Here is a 17,675-nt window from a genome sequence, read left to right on the forward strand (position 1 = left end):
ATTCCGTTGTCCGGTTCCTCGGCCTGACCTCGCTCCCGTCCCCCCGCCGGTCGGCGGGACGGGGTTGAGGCGCGCCTCACCATTCTAGTTCAGAACCGGACCTGCTCTTCCAGACCCTGGACGGATCCGGCCGCCTGCCGAGACTCACGGCGCGGACCCGCGAGGACGCCCGCCCCGGCCGTCGGCCCGAGCCGTCAGCCCAGCCCCCGCAGCGCGGCACGCGGCGGCGCCTCGTCGCGCACCGCGGCCACCAGGTCGAGCACGCGGCGGGTGGCGACGACGTCGTGGGCGCGGAAGACGCTCGCGCCCATCCAGGCCGCGAGCGCCGTCGCCGCCAGCGTCCCCTCGAGCCGCTCGCCGGGTGGCAGGTCGAGGGTCTCCCCCACGAAGTCCTTGCGGGACAGCGCCATGAGCAGCGGGTGCCCGAGCCCCGCCAGCGCCGCCGTGCGACGCAGCAGGTGCAGCGAGTGCCAGGTGTTCTTGCCGAAGTCGTGCGTCGGGTCCACCAGGACGGATGCCCGCGGCACCCCGCAGCCGACGGCGCGCTCCGCCGCCGCTCGGAGCGTGGTCACGACGTCGTCGACGAGGCCGTCGCGGGGGTCCGACGCCGGGGCCGCGTCCGCGCGTGCGGGGTATTCGACGCGGAACGGGTCGGTGCGGGGCACCGCGCCGCCGGTGTGCGAGCACACCACGCCGACGCCGGCCGCGCCGGCGACCTCGACGAGCTCGGGATCGTGCCCGGCCCAGGTGTCGTTGACGAGGTCGGCGCCGGCCGCGACGGCCTCGCGCGCCACCCCGGACCGCCACGTGTCGACCGACACCAGCAGGTCGGGAACCTGCTCGCGCACCCGGGCGACGAACGGGACGACCCGGTCGATCTCCTCCGTCTCGCCGACTTCTGGACCTACCCCGGCCCGTACGCCGCCGACGTCGAGGATCTGGGCGCCGTCGGCCCAGGCCTGGTGCGCCGCGTCGAGGGCGGCGCCGTCGTCCGCCAGCCGGGCCGGGGCGTAGAACGAGTCGGTGGTGCGGTTGACGATCGCCATGACCACGGGCCGCAGCGCGCCGTCGGGGCCGCGGCCCACCTCCCGGCCGCGCAGGACGAGCGCGGTCCCGGCGCGGGGCACACCGGAGCTGCCGCTCACGACCCGTCGGCCGAGGCGCGCGCGGCCTCCTGCTGGTCCTCCTGCAGCTCGGCCAGCGCCTCGCGCTCGGAGGCGGCGAGCGCGAGGCCCCGCTCGATCACGTACTGGACGGCCTCTGCCGGCGAGTCCGTGAGGTGCAGCAGGTCGAGGTCGGCGGGCGAGATCATGCCCCGCTCGGCCACCGCGCCACGCACCCAGTCGAGCAGCCCGCCCCAGTAGTCCGTGCCCACGAGGACGATGGGGAACTCGGTGACCTTGTGCGTCTGCACGAGGGTGAGCGCCTCGAAGAGCTCGTCGAAGGTGCCGAAGCCACCCGGCAGCACCACGAAGCCCTGCGCGTACTTGACGAACATCGTCTTGCGCGCGAAGAAGTAGCGGAAGTTCACGCCGAGGTTGACGTGCTCGTTCATCCCCTGCTCGAACGGGAGCTCGATGCCCAGCCCGATCGACGTGCCGCCCGCCTTGTGGGCGCCCGCGTTGGCCGCCTCCATGATCCCCGGGCCCCCGCCCGTCATCACCGCGTAGCCCGCCTCGGCGAGCAGGCGCCCGACCTCGACCGCCTGCGCGTAGTCCGGGTGGTCGGGCCGCGTGCGGGCCGAGCCGAAGACCGACACCGCGGGGCCGACCTCCGCGAGCGCCCCGAAGCCCTCGACGAACTCCGACTGGATGCGCATGACCCGCCACGGGTCGGAGTGCACCCAGTCGGCGTCGCCGCCGGCCGACAGGAGCCGCTGGTCGGTGGTCTGGGCCGGGATCTGGGCCCCGCGCAACAGCACCGGCCCCTTGCGGTACCCCCGGCCGGACTGGGGGACGCCGTCGTCGCCGCGGTCGCTCGGGTCGCTCGTCGTCGCTCGCGTCATGCCTCGAGCCTAGGCGTTCGCGACGGCGGACGTGGCGGGCGCGAGGTGCGTCGCGGGCCGTTCACCCGACGTTCGCGCGGTCGCCCAGCAGCCAGCCGCGCAGCGTGTCGCGGCACACCGCGAGGCGGGCCACCGGCAGGCGCTCGTCGTCCTTGTGCGCCAGCACCGGGTCGCCCGGGCCGAAGTTCACCGCGGGGACGCCGAGGCCGGCGAACCGAGCGACGTCGGTCCAGCCGTACTTGGGCTGCGGCTCGCGGCCGGTGGCGGCACGCACGGCGGCGGCGAAGTCGGCGGCCAGCGGGTCGGTCAGGCCCGGCCGGGCCCCCGGCGCGGCGTCGGTGACGACGACGTCGAACCCCTCGAAGAGGTCGCGCAGGTGCACCTCGGCCTCCTCCACGGACCGCGACGGCGCGAACCGGTAGTTCACCGTGACGGTGCACGCGTCCGGCACGACGTTGCCCGCGATGCCGCCGGCGATCCCCACGGCGCCGAGGCTCTCCCGGTAGACGAGCCCGTCGACCTCCACGTCGCGGGCCTCGTACGCCGCGAGCCGGGCGAGGACCGGCGCGGCCGCGTGGACCGCGTTGACGCCCGTCCACGCCCGCGCCGAGTGCGCGGTCACGCCCGTGGTGCGCACCTCGACGCGGATCGTGCCGTTGCAGCCGCCCTCGATGCCGTTGTTGCTCGACTCGCCGAGGATGGCGAGGTCGCCCGCCAGCAGCTCGGGGTGGGTACGGGCGAGCCGGCCCAGGCCGTTGAGCGACGCCTCGACCTCCTCGTGGTCGTAGAAGACGTAGGTGACGTCGACCGCGGGCGCGCGCCCGGGCCGCCCCAGCTCGACCGCGAGGGCGAGCATCACCGCGACCCCGCCCTTCATGTCGACCGTGCCGCGGCCCCACATCTCGACCTCGCCGTCCGGCGCGGTCTCGAGGCGCGTCGGCAGGTTCGGCTCGGCGGTCAGCGGCACGGTGTCGAGGTGGCCGGCGAGGACCACCCGGCGGTCGCGCCCGAGGCTCGTGCGTGCGACGACGGCGTCGCCGTCGCGCAGGACCTCGAGGTGCGGCTGCGCGCGCAGGGCCCGCTCGACCGCGTCCGCGAGCGCCGTCTCCTGCCCGGAGACGGACGGGACGTCGCAGACCGCGGCGAGCAGCGCCACGAGGTCCGACGACCCGACGGTCCCGGGGTCGAGGAGGGCGAGCAGGTCGACGGGCGCCTCGACGCCCGCGGGGTCGCGTGAACAGTCGGCGGAGGTTGCGGTGGGGTCCGTGGTCACGCGCACCATCGTGGCAGACGGGCGCACTACCCTGGCCCCATGACGACGCCTGCTGCTTCGCGCCCTGCCTGGGGCCTCGGTCTCGCCACCGTCTCGGACGACGGCACCACGCTCGACGCCTGGTACCCGTCCCCCCGCCTCGGGGAGCCGCCGGCCGAGGACGTCGACATCCCGGCCGAGCTGGACGCGCTCACCGAGCGGGACGACGCGCGGCGCGTGGACGTCGCCGTCGTGCGCACCGTGATCGACCTCGACGCACCTCCGGCCGACACCGCCGACGCCTACCTGCGCCTGCACCTGCTCTCGCACCGGCTGGTCGCCCCGCACGGCGTCAACCTCGACGGGCTCTTCGGCGTGCTGACCAACGTGGTGTGGACGTCCCACGGCCCCTGCGCCGTGGAGGGCTTCGAGGCCACCCGCCTGCGGCTGCGCGCCGACACCGGGCGCGCCGTGACCGTCTACGGCGTCGACAAGTTCCCGCGCATGGTCGACTACGTCGTGCCGTCGGGCGTGCGGATCGCCGACGCCGACCGCGTGCGCCTCGGCGCCCACCTCGCGGCGGGCACCACGGTGATGCACGAGGGCTTCGTGAACTTCAACGCCGGGACGCTCGGCGCCTCCATGGTCGAGGGCCGCATCTCGGCCGGCGTGGTCGTGGGCGACGGCTCCGACGTCGGCGGCGGCGCCTCGATCATGGGCACGCTGTCCGGGGGCGGCAAGGAGATCATCAGCGTGGGCGAGCGGTCCCTGCTGGGCGCCAACGCCGGGCTCGGCATCCCGCTCGGCGACGACTGCGTCGTCGAGGCCGGGCTGTACCTCACCGCGGGCACCAAGGTCACCGTGCTCGGCGAGATGGGCGCCGACGGCGACCCGCTGGTGGTCAAGGCCCGCGACCTCGCCGGCCGCGACAACCTGCTGTTCCGCCGCAACTCGCGCACGGGCGCCGTCGAGGTGCTCGAGCGCGGCGGAGTGGGCATCGAGCTCAACGCCGCGCTGCACGCGAACTGACGGCGCGGGCGACGGCGGGCGGTCACGGCGTGCGGGGGCGGTGGGCGTGAGCGACGTGCTGCCGCGGTCTCGCCGGCGCACCCGGCGGCGCGCCCCGCGACGCTCCGTGACGGGCGTCGTCGTGGGGGTCGTGGTCCTCGGCGTCGGCGCGGCCGCCACGGCGGGGGTAGTGACCGTCCTGCGCTCCCTCGACGACGCCGCCGAGCCCGTGCGCTGCGCCGCCGAGCTCGACGGCACGTCGTGGTACCTCACGCCGGAGCAGGCGGGCAACGCTGCCCTGGTGGTCGGGACGTCCGTGCAGCGCGGTCTCCCGGCACGGGCCGGGACCATCGGGATCGCGACGGCGCTGCAGGAGTCGCGGCTCGTCAACATCGACCACGGCGACCGCGACTCCCTCGGCCTGTTCCAGCAGCGGCCCTCGCAGGGCTGGGGCACGCCGGAGCAGATCATGGACCCGGTGTACTCGACCGGCGCGTTCTACGACGGCCTGGTCGAGGTGGAGGGCTACGAGGGCCTGGAGGTCACCGTCGCCGCGCAGGCCGTGCAGCGCTCGGGCTTCCCCGACGCGTACGCGCAGCACGAGACCCGGGCCCGCGCCTGGGCCTCCGCCCTGACCGGCCACTCCCCCGGCGCGCTGACGTGCACACTCCCGCAGGCCGCCGACGACGACCCGTCCGGTGCCGCGGGTGCGGTCGAGCTCACCGAGCTGCTGATGCGCGACCTCGGCCTGCCCCAGGGCATGACCGCACAGGTCGAGGCGGACGCCACGTCCTCCGCCGTCGTCGTCGACGCGACGGCGCTGCCCTTCGACGACGCCGGGCGCTCCGGGTGGGCCGTGGCGCACTGGGCCGTCGCGACGGCGTCCGCCACCGGAGCCGTCGAGGTCCGCGCGGGCGACCGGGTCTGGACCCGGGAGGAGGGCGCCTGGTCCGCCCTCCCCGACGGCGAGGACGCCCGGCCTGCCGGCCAGGTCACCGTACGCCTGAACTCGCCCGAGCAGCCGGGATAGGACGCGAGAACGCCTCCTCCGCCTCGGGCGGAGGAGGCGTCAGGGTCCCGCGGGTCAGCGGTCGCCGAGCGGCGTGTACGCGCGCTCGGTGGGGCCCGTGTAGATCTGCCGCGGGCGGCCGATCTTGGTCTGCGGGTCGGTCATCATCTCGCGCCACTGGGCGATCCAGCCGGGCATGCGCCCGAGCGCGAACAGCGGCGTGAACATCGACGGCGAAAAGCCCATGGCCTTGTAGATCAGGCCGGTGTAGAAGTCGACGTTCGGGTACAGCTTGCGCTCGACGAAGTAGTCGTCGTTCAGCGCGATCTCCTCGAGGCCGCGGGCGATGTCGAGCAGCTCGTCCTTGGCGCCGAGGCGGTCGAGCACGGCGTCCGCATGCTTCTTGACGATCGCCGCGCGCGGGTCGTAGCTCTTGTACACGCGGTGCCCGAAGCCCATGAGGCGGACGCCGGCCTCCTTGTTCTTGACCTTCTTCATGAAGGTCTCGACGGAGTCGTCGCCACTGCGGATGCTCTCGAGCATGGTGAGCACGGCCTCGTTCGCCCCGCCGTGCGACGGCCCGGACAGGGCGTTGATGCCCGCCGCGACCGAGGAGTACAGGTTCGCGTTGGACGAGCCCACGATCCGCACGGTCGACGTCGAGCAGTTCTGCTCGTGGTCGGCGTGCAGGATGAGCAGCTTGTCCATCGCGGCGACGAGCACCGGGTCGGACTCCCACTGCTCGTACGGCCGCGAGAACGTCATCCGCAGGAAGTCGTCGACGTACCCGCGGGCGTAGTCCGGGTACATCAGCGGCTCGTCGCGCGTGGCGCGGTGCAGGTAGGACGTGATGGTCCGGATCTTCGCCAGGATGAGCACCGTGGCGAGCTCGACCGCCTCCGGGTCGTGGGGGTCCAGCGACTCGGGGTAGTACGTGGCGAGCGCGTTCACGGCCGACGCCAGGATCGACATCGGGTGCCCGCCGCGCGGGAACGACGACAGGAACGCGCGGAACCCCTCGGGGACGAGCGTGTGGCGGTTGACCCGGTCGGTGAACGCCTCGAGCTCGGCGGGCTTCGGCAGCTCGCCGTGGATCAGCAGGTAGGCGACCTCGAGGAACGTCGAGGAGTCGGCGAGCTGCTCGATGGGGTACCCGCGGTAGCGCAGGATGCCCTGGTCGCCGTCGATGTAGGTGATCTCCGACTCGCACGACGCGGTGTTCGTGAAGCCGGGGTCGACCGTGACCATCCCCGTGTCCCTCAGGAGCGAGGACACGACGATGCCGTCGTTGCCCTCGGTCGCCGGGACCACGGGCAGCTGCCGGGCGGTGCCGCCCGTGACGAGCTCGACGGTGGCTGCGCCGGTCGAGGTGCCGTCCGGGGTGCCGGCGGCAGGCTGGGTGGAGGTCATGTCTTCCTTCCCTGACGGGCTCGACGGCGCCCCACGTCGGGTTCCGGCGAGCGCGTGACTCGTGACTCTGGACGGGGCGGCCCGGGGCACGCCGGCCATGGCTTCCCCGGGGGCGACCACGACCTGCGGACGAACCTACCCCCCCAGACCATGGTGTTCCAATCCCCGGGTCAAGATGGTGTGATGCGCGCCACAGCCCGGGTCACGTCGTCGTCAGGCGCCGTGAGGGCCACGCGGACGTGCCGGTCGCCCGCGGGACCGTAGAACTCGCCCGGCCCGACGAGGATCCCGCGCCGGGCGAACCACGCCGCGAGCTCACGGGACGTCGCCCCCTCGACGGGCACGTCGGCGCCGGCGCGGGCGTCGCCCGTCGGGCGGGCCCACAGGTAGAGGCCGGCCTCGGAGCCGTCGACGGCGAAGCCTGCCGCACCCAGCGCGCCCAGCAGTGCGGCGCGACGGCCGGCATAGACGGCCCGCTGGGCCGCGACGTGGGCGTCGTCGCCGAGGGCCGCCGTCATCGCCGCCTGCACCGGGGCGGGCACGATCATGCCCAGGTGCTTGCGGGTGGCGAGCAGGCCGCGGACGAGGGCCGGGTCGCCCGCGACGAACGCCGCGCGGTACCCGGCCACGTTGGACTGCTTGGACAGCGAGTACGCGACCAGCAGCCGCTCGTGGCTGCCCCCCGACACGCGGGGGTCGAGCAGGCTGGGCACGAGGGACGCGCCGTCCGGGCCCGTCCAGCGGTCGGCCCACGGCAGCTCCGCGTAGCACTCGTCGCCCACGACGACGGCCCCGGTCTCGCGCGCGGCGTCGACGACGCGGCGCAGGTGCGCCACGTCCGCCACCGCACCCGTCGGGTTCCCCGGCGAGTTGACCCACACGAGCCGCACGTCGGGCCGGCCCGCCCACGCGTCGACGTCGTCCGTCGCCAGCGGCGTCGCGCCGGCGAGCCGCGCCCCGACGTCGTACGTCGGGTACGCGACCGCCGGGTGCACGACGACGTCGCCCGGCCCCAGGCCGAGCAGCGACGGCAGCAGCCCGACGAGCTCCTTGGAGCCGACGGTCGGCAGCACGGCCTCCGGGTCGACGTCGGGCACCCCGCGGCGCCGCGCGAACCACGCGGCCACAGCGGCGCGCAGCGCGGGCGTGCCGTGCGTGAGCGGGTAGCCGTGCGCGTCCGACGCCGCGGCGAGCGCGTCGCGCACCACGGCGGGCGTCGGGTCGACCGGGGTGCCGATCGACAGGTCCAGGACGCCGTCCGGGTGCGCGCGCGCCGTGGCGCGCACGTCACCCAGGGTGTCCCACGGGTAGGCCAGCGCGCTGAGGTCGGCGAATCCCATGGTTGGGCCGTCCCGCCTGGAGGTCAGGCCTGCGACGGGAGCGCGGCGATCATCGGGTCGTCCTTCTCGATGACCCCCATCTTCGCCGCGCCGCCGGGCGAGCCCAGGTCGTCGAAGAACTCCACGTTGGCGCGGTAGTAGTCCTTCCACTGCTCGGGGACGTCGTCCTCGTAGTAGATGGCCTCCACCGGGCACACCGGCTCGCACGCGCCGCAGTCGACGCACTCGTCCGGGTGGATGTACAGCGACCGCTGGCCCTCGTAGATGCAGTCCACGGGACACTCCTCGATGCACGCCCGGTCCTTGACGTCGACGCACGGCTGAGCGATCACGTAGGTCACTGCGAGAACCTTCCAGGTGACGAGGGGCAGCCGAGCCGTGAGGCGGGACTGCGGTGCTTCCGGCGGCGCCGCTGGGACGCCTGCACTCCGAACTCTAGTATCGCTGACGTGGTGCCCGAGTCCTCACCCGTCCCACCGTCCGGCTGGCGAGACCTGCCGGTCGGCGCGCGCGTCGTGGTGCGGCGGCGTCTCGACCCCGCCGAGGCCGCCCGGACCGGCCACGTCTGGACGGACGTCATCGGCATCGTGCTGGCGGTCGACGACGCGGGGCTGCGGCTGCGTCCGGACGCGCCGCGGAGCGCCCCCGCGCCGGGCGAGGCCGCCGAGGTCGTGGTCCCGGGTGCCGCCATCGAGGCCATGAAGCGCCTCGGACCACGCCCCGCACCGAGGAGCCGACCCGCCCGAGGCTAGCGGCGCGCCGGCCGCAGCTCGGCGTGCGTGGCGGTCAGGCCGGCGACGACGCCGCCAGCGGCGCAGCGCGCGAGCAGCTCCGCCGGCCAGTCGCCGTCCAGCGCGACCGGCTCGTCGCCCGCTCTGGGCAGGGACCCGTCGCGGAGGGCGTCGGCCGCGTGGAAGAAGTCGTGGGTCGAGGCGTTGGTCTCGAGCGCCGCGACGACCAGCTCGAGGTCGCGCACGACCTTGCGCAGCGCGGGCGCCACCCAGGCCGAGTTCGCCGTGACCATCGCCTCGGTGCGGGCCGGGTCGGTGTGCGCCACGCGGGTGCCGTCCCGGAAGCTGCCCGCCGCCAGACCCAGCGCGAGGTCGCGCACGGGGGCGCCGGCGACCGCGTTGAGCAGCTGGGTGGCCAGGACGTGCGGCACGTGGCTGACGAGGGCGGCCGCCTCGTCGTGGCGCTCGTCGGTGACGACCGCGGCCGTCCCCGCGAGCGGGCCGGTGACGAGCCGCAGGACCGCCGCGAGCCGCACAGGGTCGGTGGCACGGTCGGTGGCACGGTCGGTGGCACGGTCGGTGGCACGGTCGGTGGCACGGTCGGTGGCCGGGCCGGACCCCGCGCCCGGCGCCGCCACGGTCACCGCCCAGGGGGCGCCGTCGAGCAGCGCCGCGGCGGACGCGTCGAACCCGCTGTGCTCGGTGCCCGCCATCGGGTGCGCGCCCACGTACCGGCCGGCGATCCCGGCCTCGGCGACGGCGGCCCGGACGGGGCCCTTGACGCTGCCGACGTCGGTCACGGTCGGGTCCCACTCCGGCGCGGCCGCGAGCACGTCGGCGAGCGCCACGGCGGTGGCGCGCACCGCGCGCAGGGGCACGGCGAGGACGACGACGTCGGGCCGGAGGGCGGACAGGCCCGCCAGGTCGTCGGCGACCGCGAGGCCGGCGGCTCGCGCCGCGGCCCGGGTGGCCGGCTGGACGTCGGTCGCGACGACCTCGACGCCGCGCTCCGCCAGCAGGCGGGCGAGAGAGCCGCCGATGAGCCCCAGGCCGACGATCCCGACGCCCGGGGGAACGTCGTCGGGCGTGCGCCCGGTCACCACAGCAGCCCCCGGGCGACGGTGGCGGCGTCGTCGCCGCGTCGGACCCCGCCCGTCGGGACGTGGTCGGGCAGCACGCCGTCCAGCCCGCGCCCGCCGGGCTCCGCCGGGTAGGCGCCGAGCACCTTCAGCGAGTCGCCCGCGGCGAGCAGGTCGTCGAACAGGTCGCGGACGCCGGGTTGCCAGGGCGCGGCGTCGAGCGTGACGACGAACACGTACTGGCCCTCGCGCACCTTGAGCGGGCGGGTCACGAGGCTCGACATGTTGACGCCGCGCTCGCCGAAGGCCGCGGTGATGCGGGCCAGCACCCCCGGGCCGGTGACCACGGGGGTCACGGCGAGCATCGTGCGCCACGCCGGGGCGTCGGTCCCCCGGAGCACGGCGGGGGCGTCGTCCCGGCGGCACAGCACGAGGAAGCGCGTGCGCGCGCCGGGGAAGTCCTCGACCCGCTCCGCGAGCGTCTCCAGGCCGTACAGCTCGCCGCACAGCCGCGGCCCGTAGGCGACCTGGTGGCCGGCGAGGTCGCGGCACGCCGCCGCGTTGGACGACGCCGGGACCGCGCGCAGGCCGCGGGAGGCCGTGAAGCGGTGGCACTGAGCCAGGCCGTGGGGATGCGCCGTGGCCTCGGTGAGGGCTCCGGGGTCGTGCCCCGGGCGGACGAACGCGTCGAACGACACGTCCAGCACGACCTCGTCCACCGCGACGACGTCGGGGCTGCCGACGAGCGCGTCGAGCGACGGGACCACGTGCCCCTCGACGGAGCTCTCGATGGCGATCACCCCGCGGTCGGCGGCGCCCGACGCGACGGCGTCGTGCACCTCGCCGACCGTGCCCAGCGGCTCAGGGCGCAGCGGTCCCGCGCCGGGTTCCTCGTCCGAGCCCGCGCCCGGTCCCCCGAGCGTGCCGCGCTCGCGCGCCCAGGTGAGCACCGCCTGGTGGGTGAACGTGCCCACCGGGCCCAGGAACGCGACCGCCCCGCCCGCGGGTGCGGTCATGCGCCCGCCCAGCGCGGGGCGAGCAGCCGCGGCCCGGGTACGAGCGCGCCGCCGGGCAGCACCGCCAGCGTGCGGTGCGCGACGCCACGCGAGTCGAGCTCGGCCACGAGGCCGTCGAGGACCGCGACGCTCGGGCAGCCGAACGAGGTGAAGAACACGTGCGGGCCGAGCGTCGACGGGTGGCTGCGCAGGTGCTGCAGGTCGACGCCCGCGTCCGACAGCACGGCGAGGGTGTGCTGCAGCGAGCCGCGATGGTCGTCCGACGGCCCGACGGCGAGCCACACCTGCGCCGGCGCGTCGAACCTGGGCCACGCGTCCCGGGACTCCAGCAGGCCGTACCAGACGGGCCCGCGGCCGCCCAGGTGCTCGCTGCCCGGCAGCTCGGCCCAGCCCGCGGGCACGCGCGACCGCTCGAGCACGAGCGACCCGGACCGGCCCGCGATCGCGGCCCGCTCCTCGACGCTGGTGCGTGTCGGCACGAGCCGGGGGCTCACGCCCATCCCGCGCAGCACGTCCTGGCAGTCGCGCACGCCGGCCTCGTCGATCACCACCTGGCCGCCGACCGCGCCCGCGGGCGCGACCCAGACCCACTCCGGCGTGACCGCGACCGCCGCCGTGACGATGAGCGACGGGTCGCCCGCGAGGAGGGCCTCCTCCAGCCCGGGCGACGGCTGCTCCGGGTGCCCCAGGTGCACCACGGCCGCCAGGTCGTCGATGTTGGCGACGGTCGACAGCGTGTCCGTCGTGCTGCCGAGGTCCAGCAGCTCCGCGGACTCGTCGGGCGCGTCACCCGGGAGCGCGGTCGCCGTGCCCGGCGACGCGGCCTCGGGCGATCCGGCGTCCGGCGACGCGCCCTGCGCCTCCTTCGGGCCCGCTCCCGCCACCCCGGACCAGCGCGCCTGCCGCGCGGCCGCGGCGGCGTGCGCCGGCGACTCGCGCTCCGTGCGACCCAGCATCAGCCCTCCGAGCTCTCGTCGCGGCCGGCGTCGTCGCCGGTGTCGTCCTTGCCGCTGCCGCCGCCGGCATCGTCGTCACGGTCCGTGCCGCGGTCGGCCTTCGGCTCGTCGCAGACCACGCCGTTGTCGGGCTTGTAGGTCCACGTGTACGACTCGTCCTTCTCGGTCTTGCCGTCGTGGGAGACCTGGCGGTAGTTCGTGATGGTGAAGCCGTCGTTGCCGGCCGGGTAGTACTCGCAGTCGGCGCCGCTGCTGTGCACCGTCGTGGTCGGCACCACGTTCTGCTTGTCTCCCGCCTGGTAGTCGACGTCCCAGTACGGGGACGACCAGATCGCCACGTGGATCTCGCCGCCCGACACCCACGACTGCATGACGGCGCCGTAGGGGGTGTCGTTGGTGAACTTCATGTCGATCGCGCCCACGTAGATCGTGGCCTCGCGACCGGCCGGGTACCGGCTGAACCAATAGCTGTGCGGCTGGTGGCCGGCGTCGTCGTACCCGGCCATGAAGCCCGCGTTGTACGTCGTGGTCGCCATCTGCGACAGGCCGCCGCCGACGCCCTCGGTGTGCACGCCGTTGCTCACGACGCCGGACGCGACGAAGCCGTTCTCGACGGTGATCGGCGACAGGGTGTCCAGGAGCGAGAAGGTCTCCCCGGGCGGCACGAAGGCGCCGGTGACCAGCTCGGCCCCGCGGATGAGGTTCTGGGTGCGCACGGTGTCGCTGGTCAGCGGCGTGGAGAACGACGCGACGACCTCCTCGACCCCGATGCCCTCGAGCTCCGCGGCGGTGTATTCGGGGTCCTGCTCGGTGAGCTCCAGCTCGACGGCGCGGTCGTCACCGAGGGCGGCGTCGCCGACCGCCTTCGCGGTGGCGTCGGGGTCGAGCGTGGTGCCGGTGGTGCCCCCGACGACGACCGGCCTGCCGCCCGAGAACTCGAAGTGCGCGTCGTCGGGCTCCGTCAGCAGGTCGTCCGTGCGATCGACGACGGCCGAGACGAGCTTCTCACCGTCGAACTGCGGGGAGAGCGCGCCGTCCGCGGGCTCGAACGACGTGGCGCGCCCGATCGCGCGCCCGGGCAGCTCGACCGTCTGGTCGCCGACCGTCACCATCACCGGCTCGCCCGTGATCGTCTCCGCCTGCGCCAGGGCCGCGTCGGTGTCCGCCTGGTCGATCGCCGGCGTGACCGCCTCGGTGGGCAGCTCGAACGGGCCGGGCTCCACGAGCCACCCCGACGCGATCACGTCGGACGCCTCGGCCACCACCAGCTCGGAGCCGTCCTCCGCGTCGGTCGCGACCGGCTTGCCGCCGTCGAACGACACCGTGCCGTCCACGGGCGCCACGGCCAGGGTCTCCTGGAGCCCGTCGACCGTCGCGTCGAGCTGCGCGTCGTCGACGTCCACGGCGGGCGCGGTCTCGCCGCCCCCGACGACGTGCTCCCACAGCCGCGCCGGGCTGAGCGAGAACCCGGTGAGGCCGTCCACCGTCGCCGCGGCGTCGAACGTCAGGCCGCCCGACGCCGGGTCGATCGTGCTGGACGCCTCGCCGGCCTGCACCGCGATCGGCTCGGCGGCCCGGGGCCCGAGGCCCTCCTCGAGGGCGGAGACCGCCTGGGGCTCGGTGAGGCCGCCGACGTCCACGCCCGCGACGGTCGTCTCCTTCGGCACGGTGTCGGCCACCGCCCACTGCGCGCCCGCGTAGACGCCGGCGAGGACGACGAGGCCGATCCCCGACCACAGCGCGACCCGGGGGGCCCGGCTCGGCGCGCCGTCGCCGGACAGCCCGTCGAGCGGGGAGGCCGGGGGCTGGTCCCCGCCCGGCGGTGCTGCGGGCGTGCCCGGGGGGTCGACAGGCGAGCCCGGCGCGGACGCGCCGGTCGGGGCGAAGCCGCTCGCGGCGGCGGGGGCCGTGGCCGCCACGACCGGCAGGGCCTGCGTCGGCTCGCCGGCGTCGCCGCCGGACGCGGTCGGCGCCGGCACCGTGGCGATCACCCGCTGTTCGTACAGCCGCACGGCGGGCTCGTAGGGCGCGTCGGCGCCCGTCGCGGGCCCGTGCTCTCCGGAGTCCTCGCCGGTGCGCGACTGGTCGCCGCCGGGGCGCGACGGGTCCTCGCCGGGGCGCGACGGGTCCTCGTCGCGGGGACCGGGCGTCCCGGCGGACGGCTCGGGCGCGGGCTCGGTCGGGTGACCCATGGACGGCTCCGTGAGGGGCTCGAGGACGGGGCGCGGGCCCCGGACGGACGTGGTGCGGGGCTCGCCCGCGTGCAGGATCCTACTCGGGCGGCTTCCCGAGATACGGGCGAAGGCGGGGTGAAAGACGCATTTCGGGCCCTGGTTCCCACAGGCTGGTCATCAGCGCACCACCGCACCCACACGAGCTCGCCCCGCACGCCCCGGCGACGGGACGCGATCCGGGCGGCGCGGGATCAGCCGGGACGCTCGGAGAACCAGGACCGGGGAAGGAAGGCGGCCACCAGGAACAGTGCCATCCCGCCGTACGTCCACACGAGGCCGACGGGCTGGGCCGGGACCAGGACGTCCCCGCCCGGGCCCTCGAGCGCCAGCACCTGCACCGCGACGACCCACCCGGCGCCGCAGGCGAGGAGCGTTCCCAGCCCCGCCCAGGCACGGCACAGCACCGCGGCCGAGAGGGTGATGGCGAGCGCGAGCGCGACGCCGACCGGGAGGTCCTGCCACTGCGCCCGGTGGGCGACGGTGCCCAGCACGCCGACCGTCGCACCGAGCGCCAGGGCGAGGACGGTGCGGCCCACCAGGGGCAGCCAGCGCACCCGGCCGCCGGCGACGGCTCCGGGGGCGCGGCCGTCGGGGGTCCGGTCCTCGGGGGCCCGGCCGGCGGGCGCGTCGGGGTCCGGGCCCGGGACCCGCGCGGACGGATGCTCGGTGGCGCTCATCGCGGCGAGCCTACCGGCGTCGTGCGCCGCACGTAGGTCTCGTGGGCGAGGATCGGGGCGAGGACGTCGTTGCTCAGCGCGTACCAGCCGAGCAGCCCGCCGGCCGGGGGGTGCGCGGCGACGGGCTGCGCGGCGGTGGCGTGCTGCACCTGGGTGGCGTGCGCGCGCATGGCGGCGAGGACCGGGACCAGGACGGGCGAGACCTCCACCCGGGCCAGCCGCTCGCCGTCGAGCACGGCGTCGTCCTTCGCGACCGGGGGCAGCGGCTCGTCGGGGTCGGGGAGCTCCAGGCCCACGCGGTCCGCGAGCCCCCGGACCGCGCCGTGGTCCGCGAGGGCCCGGCGTGCAGCACGCACCTCCGAGACCGGCGCCACCGCCTCCCACCGCTCGGGAACGCGCCACGGCTCCCCGGGGACCCGTGCGGCGGGGTCGGCGGCGAGCTCGACGGCCCGCACGGTCACCTCGTGCGCGCGCACGTGGTCGGGGTGGCCGTAGCCCCCGCGCGGCTCGTAGGTCGCGACGACCGACGGCCGCCGGTCGCGCAGGACGGCCGCGAGACGGGACGCGGCGTCGTCCAGCGGCACCCGGCTCAGCGCCGTCGGCGGGGCGTCGTCGGCCGGCCCGGCGACGCCCGGGGACACCCACGTCATGCCGGAGTCCTCGTACCGCACCCCGTCGGACGCGCGGTTGGCCCGGGCGGGCCCGGCGTCGGACAGGTGAACGGTGTCGAGGAAGCGGTGATCGCCGACGCCGAGCGCGGCGAGCGCCGCGGCGAGCTCGAGCTCGCGGTGGGCGGCGAGCGCCGGCCCGTCCCCCTCGAGGTGCGCCAGCCCGGTCGGGTGCTCCGGGGTGTCGATGACCTCCCCGCGCTCCCCGCGCGAGCACGTCACGACGGTGACCCGCTGCCCGGACGCCGCCCACGCGGCGAGCAGCGCGCCCGTCGCGAGGGTCTCGTCGTCCGGGTGCGCGTGCACCGCGAGGAGCCCGCCGGGGGTGTCCGCCCCCGGCGGCGTCCCGGCCGCCTGCGTCATCGGGTCAGGCGCGCTTGGCCCTGGCGGTCGCGCGGGCACGCTCGGTCGCGTCGAGCGCGACCTTGCGGATGCGCACGACCTCGGGCGTCACCTCGACGCACTCGTCCTCGCGCGCGAACTCGAGCGACTCCTCGAGCGTGAGGTGGCGCGGCGGGATCAGGTTCTCGAAGTTGTCGGCGGTCGAGGACCGCATGTTCGTCAGCTTCTTCTCCTTGGTGATGTTGACGTCCATGTCCTCGTTGCGGGAGTTCTCGCCGACGATCATGCCCTCGTAGACCTCCTGCGTGGGGTCGACGAAGAACGAGCCGCGCTCCTGCAGGTTGATCATGGCGAACGGGGTCACCTTGCCCGCGCGGTCGGCCACCAGCGAGCCGGTGTTGCGCGACTCGATCGGGCCGTGCCACGGCTCGAAGCCCTCGGAGATCGACGCCGCGATGCCCGTGCCCCGCGTCTCCGTGAGGAACTGCGTGCGGAAGCCGATGAGGCCGCGGGCCGGGACCATGAACTCCATGCGCACCCAGCCGGTGCCGTGGTTGCTCATGGTCTCCATGCGGCCCTTGCGCTGCGCGAGGAGCTGCGTGACGGCGCCGAGGTAGTCCTCGGGGACGTCGATGGTCATGCGCTCCATCGGCTCGTGCCGCTTGCCGTCGACCTGCTTGGTCACGACCTGCGGCTTGCCCACGGTGAGCTCGAAGCCCTCGCGGCGCATCTGCTCGACGAGGATGGCCAGGGCCAGCTCGCCGCGGCCCTGCACCTCCCACGCGTCGGGGCGCTCGGTGGGCAGCACCTTGAGCGAGACGTTGCCGACGAGCTCGGAGTCCAGCCGGTCCTTGACCTGCCGCGCGGTGACCTTGTGGCCCTTGCCGCCCTTGCCCGCCAGCGGCGAGGTGTTGATGCCGACGGTCATCGAGATGGCCGGGTCGTCGACGGTGATGAGCGGCAGCGGACGCGGGTCGTCGACGTCGGTGAGCGTCTCGCCGATCATGATGTCGGCGATGCCCGCGACCGCGACGATCTCGCCCGGGCCGGCCTCGTCCGTGGGCACACGGTCGAGCGCCTTGGTCTCGAGCAGCTCGGTGATCCGGACGCTGGACAGCGTGCCGTCGTGGCGGGCCCACGCGACCGTCTGGCCCTTGCGCAGGGTGCCGTTGAAGATGCGCAGCAGCGCGAGGCGGCCGAGGAACGGCGACGCGTCGAGGTTGGTGACGTGCGCCTGCAGCGGCATCTCGGCGTCGAACGTCGGCGCCGGGATCTTCTCGAGGATGGTGGCGAACAGCGGCTCGAGGTCCTCGTTCGCCGGCAGCGAGCCGTCGGCGGGCTGGTCGATCGACGCGCGGCCGGCCTTGGCCGACGCGTACACGACGGGCACGTCGAGGATGGCGTCGAGGTCGAGGTCGGGCACCTCGTCGGAGAGGTCGCTCGCGAGCCCGAGCAGCAGGTCGGTGGTCTCCCCCACGACCTCGGTGATGCGCGCGTCGGGGCGGTCGACCTTGTTCACGACGACGATGACGGGCAGCTTCGCGGCGAGCGCCTTGCGCAGCACGAACCGCGTCTGGGGCAGCGGGCCCTCCGAGGCGTCGACGAGGAGCACGACGCCGTCGACCATCGACAGGCCGCGCTCGACCTCGCCGCCGAAGTCGGCGTGGCCTGGGGTGTCGATGACGTTGATGGTGATGCCGTCGGGCCGGCCGACCTCGCCCGCCGCCGGACCGGCGTACCGGATCGCGGTGTTCTTGGCGAGGATCGTGATCCCCTTCTCACGCTCCAGGTCGCCGGAGTCCATGACGCGGTCGTCCACGTGCTGGTGCGCCGCGAAGGCGCCGGCCTGCCGCAGCATGGCGTCGACCAGCGTGGTCTTGCCGTGGTCGACGTGGGCGACGATCGCCACGTTGCGCAGGTCGGAGCGCACAGACATCAAGGAGTCTCA

16 protein-coding genes are annotated in these 17,675 nt (G+C 75.3%); 3 read left to right on the forward strand and 13 right to left on the reverse strand.

Annotated features, from left to right (window positions below; all coding sequences use genetic code 11):
• Positions 1–194 precede the first annotated feature (194 nt).
• The 3 genes from folP to dapE form a co-directional block, all read right to left on the reverse strand.
• Positions 195–1,145: a dihydropteroate synthase gene (folP, locus tag ABD254_RS02940; protein WP_344245496.1), complete on the reverse strand. Its 951-nt coding sequence runs from the start codon at positions 1,143–1,145 to the stop codon at positions 195–197.
• The gene (locus ABD254_RS02945; RefSeq protein ID WP_344245498.1) at positions 1,142–2,005 is read right to left on the reverse strand and encodes an LOG family protein; all 864 of its coding nucleotides are present in this window, start codon (positions 2,003–2,005) and stop codon (positions 1,142–1,144) included. Before ABD254_RS02945 ends, folP begins: the two co-directional genes overlap by 4 nt.
• Before the next feature lie 61 nt (positions 2,006–2,066).
• A complete protein-coding gene (gene dapE, locus ABD254_RS02950; protein ID WP_344245500.1) occupies positions 2,067–3,287 on the reverse strand; it encodes a succinyl-diaminopimelate desuccinylase in 1,221 nt (406 codons plus the stop codon).
• Positions 3,288–3,317: 30 nt separating this feature from the next.
• On the opposite strand from dapE, the gene dapD reads away from it, so the two are divergent.
• Positions 3,318–4,286 (forward strand): 2,3,4,5-tetrahydropyridine-2,6-dicarboxylate N-succinyltransferase, encoded by a 969-nt coding sequence (dapD, locus tag ABD254_RS02955; RefSeq protein ID WP_344245504.1) that lies wholly within the window; start codon positions 3,318–3,320, stop codon positions 4,284–4,286.
• A 46-nt stretch (positions 4,287–4,332) separates the two neighbouring features.
• Positions 4,333–5,295: a hypothetical protein gene (locus ABD254_RS02960; protein WP_344245506.1), complete on the forward strand. Its 963-nt coding sequence runs from the start codon at positions 4,333–4,335 to the stop codon at positions 5,293–5,295.
• Between the two features lie 54 nt (positions 5,296–5,349).
• Here ABD254_RS02960 and ABD254_RS02965 read toward each other — a convergent pair whose 3' ends face one another.
• The 3 genes from ABD254_RS02965 to fdxA all read right to left on the reverse strand — a co-directional run bounded on the left by ABD254_RS02965 (position 5,350) and on the right by fdxA (position 8,365).
• Positions 5,350–6,684, reverse strand: a complete 1,335-nt coding sequence (locus tag ABD254_RS02965; RefSeq protein ID WP_344245508.1) for a citrate synthase — start codon at positions 6,682–6,684, stop codon at positions 5,350–5,352.
• A 170-nt stretch (positions 6,685–6,854) separates the two neighbouring features.
• Positions 6,855–8,024 carry a succinyldiaminopimelate transaminase gene (gene dapC, locus ABD254_RS02970; RefSeq protein WP_344245510.1) on the reverse strand — a complete coding sequence of 390 codons (1,170 nt, stop codon included), beginning with the start codon at positions 8,022–8,024 and terminating at the stop codon, positions 6,855–6,857.
• A 23-nt stretch (positions 8,025–8,047) separates the two neighbouring features.
• Entirely contained in the window at positions 8,048–8,365 is a 318-nt protein-coding gene (gene fdxA / locus ABD254_RS02975; protein ID WP_344245512.1) for a ferredoxin, read from the reverse strand.
• Between the two features lie 108 nt (positions 8,366–8,473).
• Between fdxA and ABD254_RS02980 the strand changes: the two genes are divergently transcribed.
• The gene (locus ABD254_RS02980; RefSeq protein WP_344245514.1) at positions 8,474–8,776 is read left to right on the forward strand and encodes a hypothetical protein; all 303 of its coding nucleotides are present in this window, start codon (positions 8,474–8,476) and stop codon (positions 8,774–8,776) included.
• Here ABD254_RS02980 and ABD254_RS02985 read toward each other — a convergent pair.
• The 7 genes from ABD254_RS02985 to typA form a co-directional block, all read right to left on the reverse strand.
• Entirely contained in the window at positions 8,773–9,855 is a 1,083-nt protein-coding gene (locus tag ABD254_RS02985; RefSeq protein WP_344245516.1) for a prephenate dehydrogenase, read from the reverse strand. The two genes, ABD254_RS02980 and ABD254_RS02985, sit on opposite strands and share 4 nt — an antisense overlap.
• The gene (locus ABD254_RS02990) at positions 9,852–10,850 is read right to left on the reverse strand and encodes a prephenate dehydratase (RefSeq protein WP_344245518.1); all 999 of its coding nucleotides are present in this window, start codon (positions 10,848–10,850) and stop codon (positions 9,852–9,854) included. The genes ABD254_RS02985 and ABD254_RS02990 overlap by 4 nt, the downstream gene beginning before the upstream one ends.
• Entirely contained in the window at positions 10,847–11,806 is a 960-nt protein-coding gene (locus ABD254_RS02995; RefSeq protein WP_344245520.1) for an ACT domain-containing protein, read from the reverse strand. The genes ABD254_RS02990 and ABD254_RS02995 overlap by 4 nt, the downstream gene beginning before the upstream one ends.
• On the reverse strand, positions 11,806–13,998 hold the full coding sequence (locus ABD254_RS03000; protein WP_344245522.1) for a VanW family protein: 2,193 nt from the start codon (positions 13,996–13,998) through the stop codon (positions 11,806–11,808). Before ABD254_RS03000 ends, ABD254_RS02995 begins: the two co-directional genes overlap by 1 nt.
• A 233-nt stretch (positions 13,999–14,231) precedes the next feature.
• The gene (locus ABD254_RS03005) at positions 14,232–14,717 is read right to left on the reverse strand and encodes a DUF6113 family protein (RefSeq protein ID WP_344245524.1); all 486 of its coding nucleotides are present in this window, start codon (positions 14,715–14,717) and stop codon (positions 14,232–14,234) included.
• A complete protein-coding gene (locus tag ABD254_RS03010; RefSeq protein WP_344245526.1) occupies positions 14,714–15,748 on the reverse strand; it encodes a PIG-L family deacetylase in 1,035 nt (344 codons plus the stop codon). Before ABD254_RS03010 ends, ABD254_RS03005 begins: the two co-directional genes overlap by 4 nt.
• A 4-nt stretch (positions 15,749–15,752) precedes the next feature.
• Entirely contained in the window at positions 15,753–17,663 is a 1,911-nt protein-coding gene (gene typA / locus ABD254_RS03015) for a translational GTPase TypA (RefSeq protein ID WP_344245528.1), read from the reverse strand.
• Positions 17,664–17,675 lie beyond the last annotated feature (12 nt).

This window comes from Isoptericola hypogeus (genome assembly GCF_039531145.1).
GTDB classification, from domain to species: domain Bacteria; phylum Actinomycetota; class Actinomycetes; order Actinomycetales; family Cellulomonadaceae; genus Isoptericola; species Isoptericola hypogeus.

Bases quoted from the DNA above. Each gene is read 5' to 3' on its own strand.
- dapE (WP_344245500.1), bottom strand. From the start codon at position 3,287: ATGGTGCGCGTGACCACGGACCCCACCGCAACCTCCGCCGACTGTTCA.
- ABD254_RS02995 (WP_344245520.1), bottom strand. From the start codon at position 11,806: ATGCTGGGTCGCACGGAGCGCGAGTCGCCGGCGCACGCCGCCGCGGCC.
- ABD254_RS02965 (WP_344245508.1), bottom strand. From the start codon at position 6,684: ATGACCTCCACCCAGCCTGCCGCCGGCACCCCGGACGGCACCTCGACC.
- ABD254_RS03010 (WP_344245526.1), bottom strand. From the start codon at position 15,748: ATGACGCAGGCGGCCGGGACGCCGCCGGGGGCGGACACCCCCGGCGGG.
- dapC (WP_344245510.1), bottom strand. From the start codon at position 8,024: ATGGGATTCGCCGACCTCAGCGCGCTGGCCTACCCGTGGGACACCCTG.
- typA (WP_344245528.1), bottom strand. From the start codon at position 17,663: ATGTCTGTGCGCTCCGACCTGCGCAACGTGGCGATCGTCGCCCACGTC.
- ABD254_RS02990 (WP_344245518.1), bottom strand. From the start codon at position 10,850: ATGACCGCACCCGCGGGCGGGGCGGTCGCGTTCCTGGGCCCGGTGGGC.
- dapD (WP_344245504.1), top strand. From the start codon at position 3,318: ATGACGACGCCTGCTGCTTCGCGCCCTGCCTGGGGCCTCGGTCTCGCC.
- ABD254_RS03005 (WP_344245524.1), bottom strand. From the start codon at position 14,717: ATGAGCGCCACCGAGCATCCGTCCGCGCGGGTCCCGGGCCCGGACCCC.
- ABD254_RS03000 (WP_344245522.1), bottom strand. From the start codon at position 13,998: ATGGGTCACCCGACCGAGCCCGCGCCCGAGCCGTCCGCCGGGACGCCC.
- ABD254_RS02945 (WP_344245498.1), bottom strand. From the start codon at position 2,005: ATGACGCGAGCGACGACGAGCGACCCGAGCGACCGCGGCGACGACGGC.